This is a genomic window from Tessaracoccus luoxuelianae (genome assembly GCF_055326245.1).
Window position 1 is genome coordinate 1 of record NZ_JBUZNO010000012.1, and the last position, 14,240, is coordinate 14,240.

A 14,240-nucleotide genomic window follows, 5' to 3' on the forward strand; every position below is an offset into this window, starting at 1 on the left:
CGTATCAGGTGCGGCTTGAATCGTAGACAACATTGTCTGCATGGCGGGTTCCTTGGTAGGTAGTGGCGGTCGTGTTCCGGGGATCGTGCGCGCGCGGGAGACGGGTCAACACGCGGTGTAGCTGACGGCGAGGCCGCCCTGTGAGGTTTCCTTGTACGCGGTCTTCATGTCGGCGCCGGTGACGCGCATGGTGAGGACGGCGGCGTCGAGGGAGATCTGGTGCTCGCCGTCGCCACGAAGACTGATGCGGGCCGCGTTGATCGCCTTCATGCTGGCGACTGCGTTGCGTTCGATGCAGGGCACCTGCACGAGGCCGCCGACTGGGTCGCACGTCAGGCCGAGGTTGTGTTCGATGCCGATCTCGGCGGCGTTTTCGACCTGGGCGGGCGTTCCGCCCAGCACCTCGCACAGGCCCGCGGCAGCCATGGAGCAGGCCGAGCCGACCTCGCCCTGGCAGCCGACCTCAGCGCCCGAGATCGAGGCATTCGTCTTGAAGAGGATGCCGACGGCGGCCGCCGTCAGGAGAAAACGGATCACGCCTTCCTCGTCGGCGCCGGGGACAAAGGCGCGGTAGTAGTGCAGGACCGCGGGGATGATGCCCGCGGCACCGTTCGTGGGGGCTGTTACCACCCTGCCGCCGGACGCGTTCTCCTCGTTCACCGCGAGGGCGTAGAGGTTCACCCAGTCCATGGCGCGGAGCGGGTCGGAGGTCTCGCCCTCGGCCACGAGCTCGGCGAAGAGGCGGGGAGCCCGACGGCGGACGCGGAGGCCACCGGGCAGGAGCTCCTCCGTCCTGTGGCACCCGTTGGTGACGCACTCCTGCATGACCGACCAGATCTCGAGCAGGCGGGCCCGGGTCTCGCTCTCCGGACGCCACGCCTCTTCATTGGCCAGCATGACGTCGCTGATTGACAGACCTTCGCGGGCGCAGATCTGCAACAACTCTGCGGCGCTGGAGAACGGGTAACGAACCGTCACGTCGTTCTCGACCAGGGTGCTGTCGCGGGCCACGGCATCCGGATCCACGACGAAACCGCCGCCCACCGAGTAGTAGATGCGCTCGAGGAGGAGTCCGCCCTCCCGATCCAGGGCGACGAAGGACATACCGTTCGGGTGCCCGGGGAGCGATCGGCGCATGTGCATGACGAGGTCGCGCGAGTACTCGAACATCAGCGGCCGGACCCCGCCGAGCAGCAGTGACCCACGCCGGATGGCGTGGTCGACGCGGGCGTCCACCGTGGCGGTGTCAACCGTCTCGGGATCCTCACCGAGCAGGCCCAGGATGACGGCCTTGTCGGAGCCGTGGCCGCGGCCGGTCAGCGCCAGTGACCCGAACAGTTCGGCGCACACGCGGTCGACTCGTTCGGTGAGGCCCAGCGTGTCCAACTCGCGCACGAACATCCGGGCGGCACGCATGGGCCCCACGGTGTGGGACGAGGAGGGGCCGATGCCGATGGAGAAGAGATCCAACGCACTGAGGGTCATGGCAGCACCTATCGCCGGGCGTCAGCCCGGTAGGGAAACAATCGATGAAAGACGCTTTCTCAGGTCGTGGGAACCCGGCGCGGTTCCCTCTCTCTGGCGCCTGTATCAAAGGTAAATCGCGCCCGCCCCTGCGTCCATCGCGAAGGTGCGAACAGCTTGTTCAGTGCCGCTTAAAGGGGCCCCCCGTGCGGGTGGGCCTTCTTCAGGAAGATGGTGCTTCGTGCCGTCGGGCCCCCGCCTTGTACAGCGTCCGGGTGGCCGCGCGCAGTTCCTTGATCACCGCGCGCACAGCAGGGGTCAGGCCGCTGGTCCGCGTGAGGACGAGGACGTCGCGGCTGCAGGTCGGCTCCAGTCGCCGGACCAGGAGATCCTCGGTCTCCCGGCCCAGATTCAGTTCGCTCATGAGCGCGACGCCACACCCGGCCCGAACCAGCCCCAGCATCGCGATGAGATTGCTGCAATGCCCCATGACCCGCGGCTCGAACCCAGCGGCGCGGCACAGCGCGCGCGTGAACACCTCGAATGCGCTGCCTTCGGAGTCGAACACCCAGCGCTCGTCGGCGAGATCCTCCAGCCGGATCGGGGCGGCGGGCATGGATTCGTAGTCGGCCGGCAGGCAGAGCACGATCTCGTCTCTGGCGAGGACCGAGCTCACGACCCCGTCGAACCGGACATCGTGGAGGTCGTCAACCACGGCGACGTCGATGTCCCCCGACCGAAGCCGGGCCACGCTCTCCACCGGCTCCATGTCGCGGACGACGGTCTCCAACGCCGGGTACGCGCGCCGCAGAGCGATCAGGGCCTGCGGCAGGATCGTGCTGCAGAAGCTCGGGAAGGTGCTGATCGCAACAGTCCCCCGAACATCGGTGTGATAGAGCGACAGACTGGTCTCCGCAGCCTCGACCGCCGCGGAAATCTCGCGGTAGTGGGCCACCAACGCCTTGCCGGCCTCGTTGAGCCGCACGCGGCGCCCGACGCGCTCGAGCAGGGGCAGCGACACTTCGCGCTCGAGCAGCGTCATCTGCTGGCTGATTGCCGACGTGGACATGTGGAGCCGGGTGGCGGCGGCTGTCATCGTCCCCTCGGCCTCGAGGGCGGCAAGGATCTGGAGGCGTCTCAGGTCCAGCATGGCCTCACCGTCTCACGCCTCGGGCGTCGCAGGGGGTAAGAATGCGAGTTCGTCAGATGGCCCGGACCTCCTATACGCAGGCTTGGCGCGTGAGCCTACTGATCGCCCAGCGCCAGGGTCAGGGTGATGAAGCTGTGTGGGGGTAGTTCGATGTCGAGGTGGCCGTCGGTGGGGGCGGTGGTGGGGAGGTCAACGGGGGCGACGGTGTTGGGGCTTGGGCGGTGTTGTGGTCGGTGATGGTTGGGGCGGTGAGGATGCGTCCTGTGATGTTGGTGACGGTGCGGCTGCCCGGGTTCTGGTCAGAGGCCGGTGAGCAGCTCCTGCATCTCGGTGATCTCGGCCTGCTGGTCGGCGATGATCTTCTCGGCCAGCGCCACCGCGTCGGGGTTCTGACCCTCAGCGACTTGCTGCTCGGACATCTCGATGGCGCCCTCGTGGTGGGCGATCATGGCCTCGAGGAACGTCAGATCGAACTCGGCGCCAGACAAGGCGTCGAGTTGGGCCATCATCTCTTCCTGGCTCATTCCGTCCATGTCCATGCCGCCCATGTCCATGCCGCCATGGTCGTCGGGGGAGACGTCTTCACCCCACGTACTCAGCCATGCGGTCATCTCGTCGATCTCCGGGCCCTGGGCCTCGGCGATCCGCTCGGCGAGCGCGACAACCTCGGGGGTTTCCGCTCGCTCGATCGCCAGCTGAGACATTTCGATGGCGCCCTCGTGATGGATGATCATCATCTGCGCGAAGGTGGTGTCCTGGTCGTTGTGGTCGGCGGCGACGTCCGACGAGGCGCTCGCTGACGCCGTCCCTAAGGCCGTGGTGGTCCCTGTCGGTGAGGTGGTCGCGGCCGGGGGAGTTGCGCTCTGGTCTGCGCAGGCCGCCAGGGTGGCCGTCAGGACCAGCCCTGCCAGCGTGGCGGTGATCCGCTTCGTGCGTGACATGTGTACGTGCTCCGTTCCTGGCCGACGGGGGTCGCCGGTCCTTGATCTCGAGGCTATGAACGCTCAGCTCTCGATCCAACCCATGGAGGGTCAAGAATCGATCAAGACACGCTCCGGTTCCGGCGCGTTGGCGAGGGGGAGGGTGAGAGTGAAGGTTGAGCCGTGTCCGGGGCCAGGGCTGGTTGCGGTCAGCGAGCCGCCGTGGGCCAGGGCGAGGCTGCGGGCGATGGTCAGCCCAATCCCGGAGCCGCCCGCGTCGCGGGCGCGGGCCGTGTCGGCGCGGTAGAACCGTTCGAACACCTTCGTGAGCTGTTCTGGGGTGAGGCCGTCACCGGTGTCGGTGACCGTGATCACCACCTCATCCCTGGATTCGCGTGCGCTGACGCGCACGGTTCCCCCGGCGGGAGTGTGCCGCAGCGCATTGTCCAGCAGGTTGCCCAGGATCTGACCGACCCGCTGCGGATCCGCTGCCACGAGGCCCTGGTGAGAGTCCGCAGACAACACGACTCCCTTGGCCTCGTATCGGGTGGCGACGGTGGCGACGGCGGGCTCGATGAGCTCCCAGACCGGCTGGGCCTGGGTGTCGAGGGTGAATCGGCCTTCCTCGGCGCGGGATACGTCGTCGAGGTCGGCGGCGATCCTCTTGAGCCGCGCGGCCTGGAGGGTGAGCAGCTGTTGGCTGTCGTGGTCCCAGGGGACCACGTCGTCGATGACGGCCTCCAGCTCAGCGGTCAGGGTGGCCAGGGGCGTGCGGAGCTCGTGTGCCACGTCGGAGAGAAGCCGCCGTCTGCTGGTCTCGGTGGAGTCCAGGCGGCTCGCCATGTCGTTGAATGCGTCGGCGACGGCGTTGAACTCGGGACTGGTCGCGGTGTCTGGGACGCGCGCCTTGTAGTCGCCTGCCTCGACCAGGGCCGAGGCGGCGGTCAGCTCCTCCAGGGGGCGGCGCAGCCGCCTGGTCTCCAGCCAGGCCAGGCCGATAGCCAGCGTGAGTGCCACCACCAGTCCGATGCCCAGCGATCTGACGCCGGCCTCCAGGAACGCCTGCTCCACATGCCCCATCTCGGCGGTTCCGTCCAGGTGTCCCAGTTGCTGCAGGTGCTCGTGGAACAGCGGAGGCCCGACCACCACCGCGACCAGGGCCGCTGTGATCACACCGACCGCCACCACCAGCGCCTGGGTGAGGAACGTCCGCGTGCCCCACCGCATCCGGCCGACGTAGCCGCGCAGTCTCATCATCGTCCTGGTCCCATCCGGTATCCGACCCCGCGGACGGTGAGGATGTAGCGCGGCTCCGCGGGCGGGTCGTCGAGTTTCTTGCGCAGGTTCGCCACATGCACGTCGACGACGTGATCGTCGCCGACCCAGCCCGGGCCCCACACCGCGTCGATGATCTGCCGCCTGCTCAGAGCCATGTTTGGCCGGGCCGACAGTGCGTCGAGGATGTCGAACTCGGTGCGGGTCAGCCCCACCTGCTGGTCGTCGACCCAGACGTCGCGGCCTTCCGCGTCCACCCGCAGCCGTCCGAACTCGCGCGGCGCGGCCGGCTGTGTGCCGTGGGCCTGGCGGCGCGGGCGTCTCAGCACGGTGTTGACGCGGGCGACGAGCTCGCGGGGGCTGAATGGCTTGGTCAGGTAGTCATCGGCTCCCACCGACAAACCGATCAGTTTGTCGACCTCGTCGGCCCGGGCGGTCAACATCAGGATGTAGCAGTCTGAGAACAACCGGATCTGGCGGCACACCTCGATCCCGTCGATGCCGGGCAGACCCAGGTCAAGAATGATGACGTCGGGATCCAGGTCCTGCGCCGAGCGGACCCCGTCCGGGCCGGTGTAGGCCAATGCGGTCTCGAAGCCTGCCTTGTTGAGGTAGGAGGCGACGATCCCTGCCAGCGGGCGCTCGTCGTCGATCACCAACACACTCGACCTGCGGGGCTCAGCCATACAGCCATTATTGACTCACCCCACAGGCCAACCCACCCCCTCACTGCGCTGGGGGAGTGTTCTTGGCCGAACCTTGACCCGGGCTGAATCGTTCCCTGATGAGGAGGGTTGAGGCTGGGGCTGTGAACGAGATCCAGTCGCCCACCCCGCCGACCGCACCGACCCAGGTGGTGAACGTCACCTTGGTGACCACCCCCGCCTGCCACTTCTGTGACGACGCCCACGAGCGTCTCGATGCCCTCGACCGCGCGGGTCTGCTCCGGCTCACGACGGTCCCGGCGGAGTCACCGCACGGTCTTGCCCTGATCGCTGAGCACCATCCGGGCATGTTCCCCTTGACCCTGGTGGCGGGGCGCTACTTCCACGACGGCAGGATCCCGCGCGGCAAGCTGGCGCGGCTCGTCGACCACCTTGGTTCCCGCTGATGGGCGCGGACCTGCTCAGCGCCGGCGGGATCCTGGCGGCGTTCCTCGCCGGCGGCGTCGCGCTGTTCGCCCCGTGCTGCATCGTCTTCCTCGCCCCCAGCTATCTGGCCGCGGCGGCGAAGAACCGCCGCTGGCGCCTGATCCCGCTGACCTTCGTGTTCGCCGCCGGCCTGGCGGCGGTCCTGGTTCCGATCACGATGGGGGTCAGCCTGATCGCGGGTGCCATCGCCATGTACCACGTGGTCCTGTACTGGGCCGGTGGGCTGCTGATGATCAGTCTTGGCCTGTTGGCGCTGTCGGGGGCGATGTGGTCCATGCCGTCTTTTCTCCGGGCACCGGACACCGCACGCGGTGACACCGCCACCTTCTTCAGCCTCGGCGTGTTCTCCGGCATCGCCTCCAGCTGCTGCGCACCGGTCCTGGCCGGCGTGATGACGCTGTCGGCGCTGTCCGGCTCACCCGTCGGCGGGCTGGTGCTCGGTCTGGCCTACGTGTTCGGGATGGTGATCCCGCTCTTCGTGATGGCGTTGCTGTGGGACAAGCGTCCTGGGCGGATGCGCAGCCTCCGCGCCAAGTCCATCCGCATCAACGTGGGCCGCTTCACGCTGGCCACCAATACTGTCAACCTCGCGGTCGCCGTCGGGTTCGTGATCATGGGCATCCTCGTGATCGGCCAGGCCGGCGCCACCGAGATGACCGGCGCCGACGCCCCGCTGGTCGGCATGGGCGCCTGGCTCTCCGACGTCTTCGCCTGGCTGATCGCGATCACGGCCCCCATCCCCGAAGCCGTCCTCGGGCTCGCGCTGCTCGCACTGGTGGCCGTGTTCGTCGTCGCCACCCTCAGAGACCGCCGCAGAAACGAGCAGCCCGCGACCGTCCATGACTGTTGCGACACCCAAACAACAGCGCCTGCGGATACCGGCGCACCGACCGTCACCTCCCAGGAGCCCCGATGACCCCCACCGCCCCGGCACCCTCCCGACGCGAGCAACTCAGAACCCGGCAGCAGGCCGAGACGCAGCGCGACACGAAGCGGCTCACCTGGACCCGGGTCGTCGGCGGAGCAGTGACGCTGATCGTGGCGGCAGTCGTCGGTTATGGGCTGTGGACCGCCATCCCCGAACAGGGCGACAGCCAGCGCCTCGCCCCCGACTTCACCCTCACCACCACAGCCGGCACCTCAGTGACCCTCAGCGACCTGCGCCCCAACCCGGTGCTCATCTACTTCAACGAAGGCGCCGGCTGTGCGTCCTGCACCATGCAGATGGCCGAGATCGAGAAGAACCACGGATTCGCCGAGGCGGGCATCGAGGTACTGCCCATCGTCATGAACAGCGCCGAGCAGATCCTGCCCGACATGCAGCAGTTCGGCGTGACCACCCCGTATCTGCTCGACGACGGCACCGTGTCCAAGGCCTACGAGGTCCTCGACAAGGGCATGCACCGCGGGCTGCCCGGACACGGCTTCGTGCTCATCGACGGCGACGGCGTCCAACGCTGGTACGGCAACTACCCCTCCATGTGGCTCGACCCGCAGGAACTCCTCAACGAGGTCACTACGCGACTACGGTGAAGACACTGGATGGGACGTGTCGTTCGGTCCGAGTGCCCCGCGGCGGCTCAACTCACTGGTACCGCTTGAGGATCTCCTTCATCTGGGCGATCTCCCTCTCCTGCGCCTCGACGATCTCGCTGCAGAGCTGTTCGATCTCAGGATCGGTGATGGTGGCCTCCTGGCACACCAGGATGGCGCGCGAGTGGTGCGGAATCATGGAGGTGAGGAATCCCTCGTCGCCTACCCCCACCTCGTTGCGGCCCATGAAGAATGCGGCAAGAAACAGCGCCAGGAACCCGACGAGCAGGATGATGTTGAGGGTCTTGTTCTTGAGCATCGACCACATGCCGACCGTCATCAGCACCGCCATGGCGGCCACCATGAGGACGGCCATGTAGAGGTTGCTGGGATTGAAGTAGAAGTGGTCGAGGCTGCGGACCATAGACATGCTGAGTGCCCACATCAGTCCCAGGTTGACCAGGAGAATCGCCCCGAACTTCCAGTACATCGCATGCGAGTGCTTGTCCTTCCCGCTGTCCTCGGTGTGGTGTCGCGGTGCGTCGCTTGTCATGGCGGCTCCTTCCCTTCACTTCACCCATACCCACACCCTTGCGATTCCAAACCCACGCCACGTCGGGCAGAACCGGGTCTCAGTGGTGAGAGCTGCGTTCCAGTGCGCTGTGGGAGGGGGTCTCGATCTGGAAGGTGGAGTGTTCGACGCTGACGTCGAAGTGTTCGGCGACGCAGGTTTGGAGGTCTCGCAGTTCCTGGGAGACGTGGCCCTGGGCGAAGCAGGTTTCTTCGACGACGACGTGGGCCGTGAGGACGGGTAGCCCGGTGGCGATGGTGGAGGCGTGCAGGTCGTGCACGCCGATCACGTGCGGGACCTGGAGGATGTGTCCGCGGACGTCGTCGAGGTTCAGGCCTCTGGGGGTGGATTCGAGCAGGATCCCCCCGGCCTCGCTCGACAAGCTGCTCGCAGACGGGAGGGTCCGGGCGATCGTGTTCTTCTTCGAGCTCACCGCCGACGAGATCGCCCAGATCGACGCCCTCGACACAGGCGCCCGCAGTGGCCGCCGGTCACACCACGTTGAGGGGGAGGGGCGACGAAGCTAGAGGAACAAGGTGCCGAAGGCGATCAGGTCGCGGTTTCCCTCATCGAAGCCGTAGTACCGCCGCTTCCCGCAGCGCGCGCACTGCTGATGCGTGGGCTTCCCATCCTCCGTGTTGAGATGGGTAAGGAACCGATGCCTACCGATCCGGCACAGCAGCCTCATGGACATTGCAGCCTCCTCCTCGGCGATGCATCTCGAGCCCTGGCCCAGCGGTCACGGGGCCAGCGGCGCGGCAGATTTGCCACCTGGGGGGATGGTAATTCTTGCGCATCGCCCACACCATCGGCTCCCGTGACAAGACGTTGACGGCTACGAGGGGGAAACGGTGCAGCGTTTCAGCGGCCCGGTATATGCCCAAGCAGAAGCGGGCTGGCAGCGACGAGGGGGTGCGCTCACGCTTCCGGACCAGCGCCACCCGGCAGGCCCAATTCGTCTCGCCGTGCTCCAAGAAACGAGCCGGTCTAGTCCATCAGGATCGTCGGGGGCACCCCGGGGCTGGCGGGTGAGTGGGTCCCACGGACGCCACCACCGTCGCTGCGCCCGGCCGGGGGCTGCCGCGCGGTTGCGTGACGAGCACCCAGGTCCCAGAACCCAAACTAAGACGCCTGGCGCGCACGATGCATACTCGTGATGTCCGTGTGCGCACGCGGCCGTCCCTGATCGTCAACGGCATCCGGGAGGCGGACACGAGGGGGAGTGAGATGCCAGTGGGAGAACAGGTCCACACCGATGCCGCACCGGCGTACGCGGAGGGGGCCGTGGGATGAGCCTGCAGGGGGTGACCGGCAGCAGGGCGACGGTGCGTGTCGTCGCGTCGCTCCATGCGTTGGGGCTGGCACTCCTGGCACTGGGGGTGGCCTCGGGAGGTGCCGGGCTGGTGGCCTCCGCCGTCGTCGCCTATGCACTGGGTCTGCGCCACGCCGTCGATGCAGACCACATCGCCATGATCGACAACTCCACGCGCAAGTTCGTCGCCGAGGGGAGGCGGTCGGCCGCGGTGGGGTTGGCGTTCTCAGCTGGACACTCGACGGTGGTGCTCGTCGCTGCTGCGTTGGTCATCGCAGGGACTGGGTGGATCGGGTCGACGATCGACGAGGACTCAGTGACGCGGCACTGGCTGGGAGTTGTCGGTGCGGGTGTCGCGGCCACGTACCTGGCTGCCATCGCCGTGACCAACCTCCCGGTCCTCGCGCGCGCGTGGGCTGATCTTGGGCGGGCGGGTCCCGCCGGCCCGGGCGTGCATGGGGGAGTGTCGCGGGTGCTGCTGGCGCCGCTGGCGAGGGTCCGTCAACCATGGCACGTGTACGGATTCGGGCTGCTCTTCGGGTTGGGGTTCGACACCGCGTCGTCGGTGGCCGTGCTCGTGCTGGCCGTCGGCCTCCCAGCGGGCACGGCCCCGCTGGTCCTGCTGTCCCTTCCGCTTCTGTTCGCCGCGGCGATGACGCTGGGCGACTCCCTCAACGGTTTCCTGATGCTGAAGATGTACTCGTCAGCCCAGCACCGGAAACGGGCACGCTACAACGTGGTGATCACGGCGGTGTCGATCGCCGCCGCCGTCGCGATCTCGTTGATCACGTTCGCGGGCCTGGCGAGCGATCTCGGAGTCCGTTTGCCCGCCATCGACGCGCTTGCCGGCGTGGACACCGACTGGGCGGGCATAGGGCTGCTGGTCTTCTTCGCGCTGATCGGCGTGGGTGCGGCGGCGGCCGTGCGGTGGCGGTCCCTCGGCCACCCGGTAGACATCTGAAGACTGTGCCGGGGGTATCACAGCCATCCCCGGTCGCGTGCCTGGCGAGCGGCCGCCACTCGGTTGGAGGCTCCGAGCTTGCCCATCGCCTCGGACAGGTAATTGCGCACCGTGCCCTCGGACAGATGCAGCCGCCCGGCTATCTCGCCGTTGGCCAACCCGTCCCCGGCAAGGCGCAGGACCTGGCGCTCCCGGTCGGTCAGCGGGTCCGGCTCATCCCACGCGTCGGCGGCGAGCTGGGGGTCGACGGCGCGGCCTCCGGCGTGGACGTCGCGGACGGCCTGCGCCAGGGCGCTGGCCGGCGCGTCCTTGAGCAGGTAGCCGACGGCACCGGCCTCCAGCGCCCGCCGGAGGTACCCGCTGCGGGCAAACGTGGTCAGGATGACCACCCGGGTCGGCAGGCCCCGGCGCCGGACCTCCGCGGCCACCTCGAGCCCGGTCAGCTTGGGCATCTCGATGTCTGTCAACAGGACGTCGGGCCGCAGCGTCTCGACCAGACGCACGGCCTCCTCGCCGTCGGAGGCGGTGCCGGCCACGGTGATGTCGGACTCCAGCCCCAGGAGGGTGCTCAGTGCGCCGAGCACCATGAGCTGGTCCTCGGCCAGGACCACGGTGATGGTCATGGCCCACTCACCTCCTCCGCGCGGTGCCCGTCGTCGGCCGTCTCAGCAAGGGGCACCGTCACCTCGATGACGGTCCCGTGCCGGTCGTCTCCACCGGATGGGGCGCCCACTTCGACATGGCCACCGAGGGCCGCTCTCCGCTCGCGCATGCCTGTGAGCCCGGATCCCGCCAGCCCCGAAGAGCCGCGGCCGTCGTCGGTCACCGTGAGCCGAACATCGGAGCCGACCGTGGTGATGCTGATCGAGGCGCGCTCGGCGTCGGCGTGGCGCACCACGTTGGTCACCGCCTCGCGTAGCGCCATCGCGAGGGCGGACTCCTGCTCGGGGCGCAGATCGGTCGGGTCGGCGTGCACCTCGACGCCGACCCCTGCCGCCTCCAGGGCCACCCGCGCCCCGTCGAGTTCGGCGTCGAGGCCGCGCGCGCGGTATCCGGTGACCGCCGCACGGACCTCACCCAGGGCCTCGCGACCGATCTTCTGAATGTCGTTGACCTCTGCCGTTGCCCGGTCCGGGTCTGCGCGCACCAGCCTTGCGGCCAGCTCGGACTTCAGCACGATGACCGAGAGGGTGTGCCCGAGCAGGTCGTGGAGGTCGCGCGCTATCCGCTCCCGCTCGGCGATCGTCGCCAGCCGCTCGATCTCCTCGTCGGCACGCCGGAGGCGCCGTCTCGCGCGGTCCCGCTCAGCGTCGAAGATGGTCGTCGCGCCAACCACCGGGGTGAAGAACAGGGCGGGGCCGAGCGCCGCCAGCCGCCACGGCATCGGCACCGGCGAGATCACGGCCATCGCGGCGACCAGCCCGACGAGAACGGCCACCACCGCGACGGCCCGGCGCGGGCGGAACGCGCGGCCGGCGATGGCCGCCGCATAGATCACGAACACGCTGGCCCCGCTGTTGACCAGCGAACCCGCGAAGGCCAGGGCGCCGAGGGCCGCGACGAGGATCAGGGTGCGTCGGTCGTCGCGGGCCCGGAACGACGCCGTGTAGATCGGCAGGAACAGCGCGATCAGCACCGCCACGGCCAGCCAGTCCAAGGCTCCGATCGAGGGTTCGAACACCGGCTGGTAGAACAGTGCGCCGAGGTAGACCAGCCAGACATAGCGCATGGAGCGGGAGGGCTGCGGCGGGCTCTTGCTCATCCGGTGCGGCTCATCCATAGGTCCGGCCCTCGTCGCGCCGGTAGCCCCACAACGCCACGGCCAGGAAGAGCGCGGTGAAGGCCAGCAGCACGACGACGTGCAGCGCCTGCGAACCACCCTCAGCGGCACCGATGGTGCCCAGGGCGAGTTGGGCGAAGTGGTAGGGCGGGAGCGCCGGGGCGATCCCCTGCACGAACTCGGGCAGTTGGTGGATCGGGATCCACAACCCTGACGCGAACGCCATCGGCAGGTAGAGCACGTTCAGCAGCGCCGGTGCGGAGTTCGGGCCGACGAGGTAGCCGAAAGCCAGGCCCATGGCAGAGAAGGGCAGCGCCCCGAGGATCAGCACCAACCCGAGGCCGATCCACTGGGTGGCGGGCATTCGCACACCACCCAGTGTGGCCCCGAGGATGAACAGCACGCCGATGATCAGCGCGGAAACTGTCGTGGCCATCACGACCTTGGCCACGAAGTAGGCCTGAGGGGGCATCGGTGAGACGCGCTTGAGCCGCATCCAGCCCTGCCCGCGTTCGACGGCGACCGAGACGCCGAAGCCGAACAGCGCCGCGCCGATGACACCGAAGGTGCCGTAGGTCACCATCATGTAGGTGGTCGCGCCGACGCCACGGGATTCGCCGCCGCCGAAGGCCAACCCGAAGAGCACGTAGAACATCACCGGCAGGGCGATCGTGCTCACGGCGAAGATGGGGATGCGGATCAGCTTGAGGAACTCATGGCGGGCCTCGGTGACGTAGATCCTTGCAGGATGCGATCGAGGCGTCCCTGCGTCGGTCGTGGTGCGTGTCGCAGTGTGGGTGGTCATTATGCTGCCTCCGAGTCGCTGGTCAGGGTGAGGAAGGCCTCCTCGAGGCTTGGTTCGGTCACGGTCACATCGGCGGCCGCGGGGTCGAGATCGAGCAGCGCGCGAAGTGCGGGCTCGGCGGATCCGACGAGCAGCTCAAGCCACGTTCCCTCGCGTGATGCGCGGGCCACGCCGGGCCACTGTCGAGCCACGGACAGGCTCACCGAGGTCTGTACACGGATCCGTCGCCCGGGCACCAGGGCCTTGATCTCGGTGGGCGTTCCCTGGGCGATCACCACGCCGCGGTCGATCACCACAATCCGGTCGGCCAACGCGTCGGCCTCCTCGAGGTAGTGCGTGGTGAGCACGACGCCACGCCCGGACCGGGCCAGCTCGCGCAACGTGGCCCACAGGCCTCGCCGAGCCTCCACGTCCAGGCCGGTGGTCGGCTCGTCGAACATCAGCAGGTCCGGGTCGCCGGCCAGGGCGATGCCGAACAGCACGCGTCGCTGCTGGCCGCCGGAGAGCTCGCCGAACATCCGGTCCTCGAGCCCGTCAAGACCCGCAGAGGCGATGACCTGCGTCATGGGCAGGGGCGCGGGGTAGTAGCCGCGGAACCCGGTGAGGAGTTCACGCACACGCAGAGTGTCAGGTACTCCCGAGGCCTGCAGCATCGTGCCGAGGCGACGCCGTGCCCGCATGTCGCGGGGGTCGTGCCCGAAGAGTCGCGCCGTTCCCGATGTTGGTGCCGTCAGGCCGGTGAGCATCCCGATGGCCGTGGACTTGCCGGCCCCGTTGGGTCCGAGGAAGGCCAGCAGCTCGCCTGCCCGCACCTCCAGATCGAGTCCACGGACGGCCTGAACCGTGGCCGCGCCCTTTCCGAAGTGCTTGGAGACGCCGAGCAACTCGGCCAGGACGGGGGCGCCGTGGCTGGTGGGCGAGTAGTGGTGTGTCTGCTGCCTGGTGGTCATACCCCAAGGCTCGCACCCTTGGTGTCGCGGTAGTAGTGCACGAAATCATGACCTCGGCATGACAGATGTCATGCGCCCGTGGGGTGCCGGCGCCCGCTGCGACGTCACCGGTCGAGGACCGATCGAGCGTCGGGTACGCCTGCCAGGTCATGGTGTTAGTCGGTCGAGAACCCAATCCCCCTGGACTCACGCCTCCTTCGTGAGGCGGAACACCCGGAACCGGGCCCGTCGCAGCAAGGCCCCGGTCCCCAGCGCGAAGGACTGCCCCGGCTCGACCTGCCAGTCGGGGAACTCAGCAGGCGCGCCACGAGGTCAGCCTGGGCTCGACCCGCGACCACCCACGGTGTCAGCCCCCCGCGATACAGCAG

The 14,240-nt window shown here is 68.3% G+C and carries 16 protein-coding genes; 4 read left to right on the forward strand and 12 right to left on the reverse strand.

Annotated elements, in window-relative coordinates:
* Positions 1–105: 105 nt before the first annotated feature.
* From ACZK39_RS15060 to ACZK39_RS15080, 5 genes are all read right to left on the reverse strand, one after another.
* A complete protein-coding gene (locus ACZK39_RS15060) occupies positions 106–1,485 on the reverse strand; it encodes an L-serine ammonia-lyase (protein ID WP_459055970.1) in 1,380 nt (459 codons plus the stop codon).
* Positions 1,486–1,687: 202 nt separating this feature from the next.
* Complete coding sequence (locus ACZK39_RS15065; RefSeq protein ID WP_459055971.1) at positions 1,688–2,614, reverse strand: LysR family transcriptional regulator; 927 nt, start codon at positions 2,612–2,614, stop codon at positions 1,688–1,690.
* Positions 2,615–2,913: 299 nt separating this feature from the next.
* A complete protein-coding gene (locus ACZK39_RS15070) occupies positions 2,914–3,555 on the reverse strand; it encodes a DUF305 domain-containing protein (protein ID WP_459055972.1) in 642 nt (213 codons plus the stop codon).
* Positions 3,556–3,645: 90 nt separating this feature from the next.
* Positions 3,646–4,791 (reverse strand): sensor histidine kinase, encoded by a 1,146-nt coding sequence (locus tag ACZK39_RS15075; RefSeq protein WP_459055973.1) that lies wholly within the window; start codon positions 4,789–4,791, stop codon positions 3,646–3,648.
* Complete coding sequence (locus ACZK39_RS15080; protein WP_463613773.1) at positions 4,788–5,495, reverse strand: response regulator transcription factor; 708 nt, start codon at positions 5,493–5,495, stop codon at positions 4,788–4,790. Before ACZK39_RS15080 ends, ACZK39_RS15075 begins: the two co-directional genes overlap by 4 nt.
* 122 nt (positions 5,496–5,617) lie before the next feature.
* On the opposite strand from ACZK39_RS15080, the gene ACZK39_RS15085 reads away from it, so the two are divergent.
* The 3 genes from ACZK39_RS15085 to ACZK39_RS15095 are packed head-to-tail and all read left to right on the forward strand — an operon-like array spanning position 5,618 to position 7,493.
* Positions 5,618–5,920, forward strand: a complete 303-nt coding sequence (locus ACZK39_RS15085) for a hypothetical protein (protein WP_463613774.1) — start codon at positions 5,618–5,620, stop codon at positions 5,918–5,920.
* Positions 5,920–6,876 carry a cytochrome c biogenesis CcdA family protein gene (locus ACZK39_RS15090; protein ID WP_463613775.1) on the forward strand — a complete coding sequence of 319 codons (957 nt, stop codon included), beginning with the start codon at positions 5,920–5,922 and terminating at the stop codon, positions 6,874–6,876. The genes ACZK39_RS15085 and ACZK39_RS15090 overlap by 1 nt, the downstream gene beginning before the upstream one ends.
* The gene (locus tag ACZK39_RS15095) at positions 6,873–7,493 is read left to right on the forward strand and encodes a peroxiredoxin family protein (protein ID WP_463613776.1); all 621 of its coding nucleotides are present in this window, start codon (positions 6,873–6,875) and stop codon (positions 7,491–7,493) included. The genes ACZK39_RS15090 and ACZK39_RS15095 overlap by 4 nt, the downstream gene beginning before the upstream one ends.
* Before the next feature lie 52 nt (positions 7,494–7,545).
* On the opposite strand, the gene ACZK39_RS15100 is transcribed toward ACZK39_RS15095, so the two are convergent.
* The 3 genes from ACZK39_RS15100 to ACZK39_RS15110 all read right to left on the reverse strand — a co-directional run bounded on the left by ACZK39_RS15100 (position 7,546) and on the right by ACZK39_RS15110 (position 8,758).
* Positions 7,546–8,046, reverse strand: a complete 501-nt coding sequence (locus ACZK39_RS15100; protein WP_220489469.1) for a DUF305 domain-containing protein — start codon at positions 8,044–8,046, stop codon at positions 7,546–7,548.
* A 79-nt stretch (positions 8,047–8,125) separates the two neighbouring features.
* Complete coding sequence (locus ACZK39_RS15105; RefSeq protein ID WP_463613777.1) at positions 8,126–8,497, reverse strand: cation transporter dimerization domain-containing protein; 372 nt, start codon at positions 8,495–8,497, stop codon at positions 8,126–8,128.
* A 90-nt stretch (positions 8,498–8,587) separates the two neighbouring features.
* On the reverse strand, positions 8,588–8,758 hold the full coding sequence (locus ACZK39_RS15110) for a hypothetical protein (RefSeq protein WP_463613778.1): 171 nt from the start codon (positions 8,756–8,758) through the stop codon (positions 8,588–8,590).
* Between the two features lie 595 nt (positions 8,759–9,353).
* On the opposite strand from ACZK39_RS15110, the gene ACZK39_RS15115 reads away from it, so the two are divergent.
* On the forward strand, positions 9,354–10,337 hold the full coding sequence (locus ACZK39_RS15115) for a HoxN/HupN/NixA family nickel/cobalt transporter (protein WP_463613779.1): 984 nt from the start codon (positions 9,354–9,356) through the stop codon (positions 10,335–10,337).
* Positions 10,338–10,354: 17 nt separating this feature from the next.
* Here ACZK39_RS15115 and ACZK39_RS15120 read toward each other — a convergent pair whose 3' ends face one another.
* From ACZK39_RS15120 to ACZK39_RS15135, 4 genes are read right to left on the reverse strand one after another with little or no spacing between them, the layout of a single operon-like run.
* Positions 10,355–10,960: a response regulator transcription factor gene (locus ACZK39_RS15120; protein ID WP_182800408.1), complete on the reverse strand. Its 606-nt coding sequence runs from the start codon at positions 10,958–10,960 to the stop codon at positions 10,355–10,357.
* Positions 10,957–12,099, reverse strand: a complete 1,143-nt coding sequence (locus ACZK39_RS15125; protein WP_463613780.1) for a sensor histidine kinase — start codon at positions 12,097–12,099, stop codon at positions 10,957–10,959. The genes ACZK39_RS15120 and ACZK39_RS15125 overlap by 4 nt, the downstream gene beginning before the upstream one ends.
* Positions 12,100–12,109: 10 nt before the next feature.
* Positions 12,110–12,922 carry an ABC transporter permease gene (locus ACZK39_RS15130; protein ID WP_182800406.1) on the reverse strand — a complete coding sequence of 271 codons (813 nt, stop codon included), beginning with the start codon at positions 12,920–12,922 and terminating at the stop codon, positions 12,110–12,112.
* Positions 12,922–13,872 carry an ABC transporter ATP-binding protein gene (locus tag ACZK39_RS15135; RefSeq protein WP_463613781.1) on the reverse strand — a complete coding sequence of 317 codons (951 nt, stop codon included), beginning with the start codon at positions 13,870–13,872 and terminating at the stop codon, positions 12,922–12,924. Before ACZK39_RS15135 ends, ACZK39_RS15130 begins: the two co-directional genes overlap by 1 nt.
* Positions 13,873–14,240: the final 368 nt, after the last annotated feature.

What these genes read in the sequence shown, in the direction of transcription:
- ACZK39_RS15060 (WP_459055970.1), bottom strand. Translation starts at nt 1,485, where the DNA reads ATGACCCTCAGTGCGTTGGATCTCTTCTCCATCGGCATCGGCCCCTCC.
- ACZK39_RS15065 (WP_459055971.1), bottom strand. Translation starts at nt 2,614, where the DNA reads ATGCTGGACCTGAGACGCCTCCAGATCCTTGCCGCCCTCGAGGCCGAG.
- ACZK39_RS15070 (WP_459055972.1), bottom strand. Translation starts at nt 3,555, where the DNA reads ATGTCACGCACGAAGCGGATCACCGCCACGCTGGCAGGGCTGGTCCTG.
- ACZK39_RS15075 (WP_459055973.1), bottom strand. Translation starts at nt 4,791, where the DNA reads ATGATGAGACTGCGCGGCTACGTCGGCCGGATGCGGTGGGGCACGCGG.
- ACZK39_RS15080 (WP_463613773.1), bottom strand. Translation starts at nt 5,495, where the DNA reads ATGGCTGAGCCCCGCAGGTCGAGTGTGTTGGTGATCGACGACGAGCGC.
- ACZK39_RS15090 (WP_463613775.1), top strand. Translation starts at nt 5,920, where the DNA reads ATGGGCGCGGACCTGCTCAGCGCCGGCGGGATCCTGGCGGCGTTCCTC.
- ACZK39_RS15095 (WP_463613776.1), top strand. Translation starts at nt 6,873, where the DNA reads ATGACCCCCACCGCCCCGGCACCCTCCCGACGCGAGCAACTCAGAACC.
- ACZK39_RS15100 (WP_220489469.1), bottom strand. Translation starts at nt 8,046, where the DNA reads ATGACAAGCGACGCACCGCGACACCACACCGAGGACAGCGGGAAGGAC.
- ACZK39_RS15110 (WP_463613778.1), bottom strand. Translation starts at nt 8,758, where the DNA reads ATGTCCATGAGGCTGCTGTGCCGGATCGGTAGGCATCGGTTCCTTACC.
- ACZK39_RS15115 (WP_463613779.1), top strand. Translation starts at nt 9,354, where the DNA reads ATGAGCCTGCAGGGGGTGACCGGCAGCAGGGCGACGGTGCGTGTCGTC.
- ACZK39_RS15120 (WP_182800408.1), bottom strand. Translation starts at nt 10,960, where the DNA reads ATGACCATCACCGTGGTCCTGGCCGAGGACCAGCTCATGGTGCTCGGC.
- ACZK39_RS15125 (WP_463613780.1), bottom strand. Translation starts at nt 12,099, where the DNA reads ATGAGCAAGAGCCCGCCGCAGCCCTCCCGCTCCATGCGCTATGTCTGG.
- ACZK39_RS15130 (WP_182800406.1), bottom strand. Translation starts at nt 12,922, where the DNA reads ATGACCACCCACACTGCGACACGCACCACGACCGACGCAGGGACGCCT.
- ACZK39_RS15135 (WP_463613781.1), bottom strand. Translation starts at nt 13,872, where the DNA reads ATGACCACCAGGCAGCAGACACACCACTACTCGCCCACCAGCCACGGC.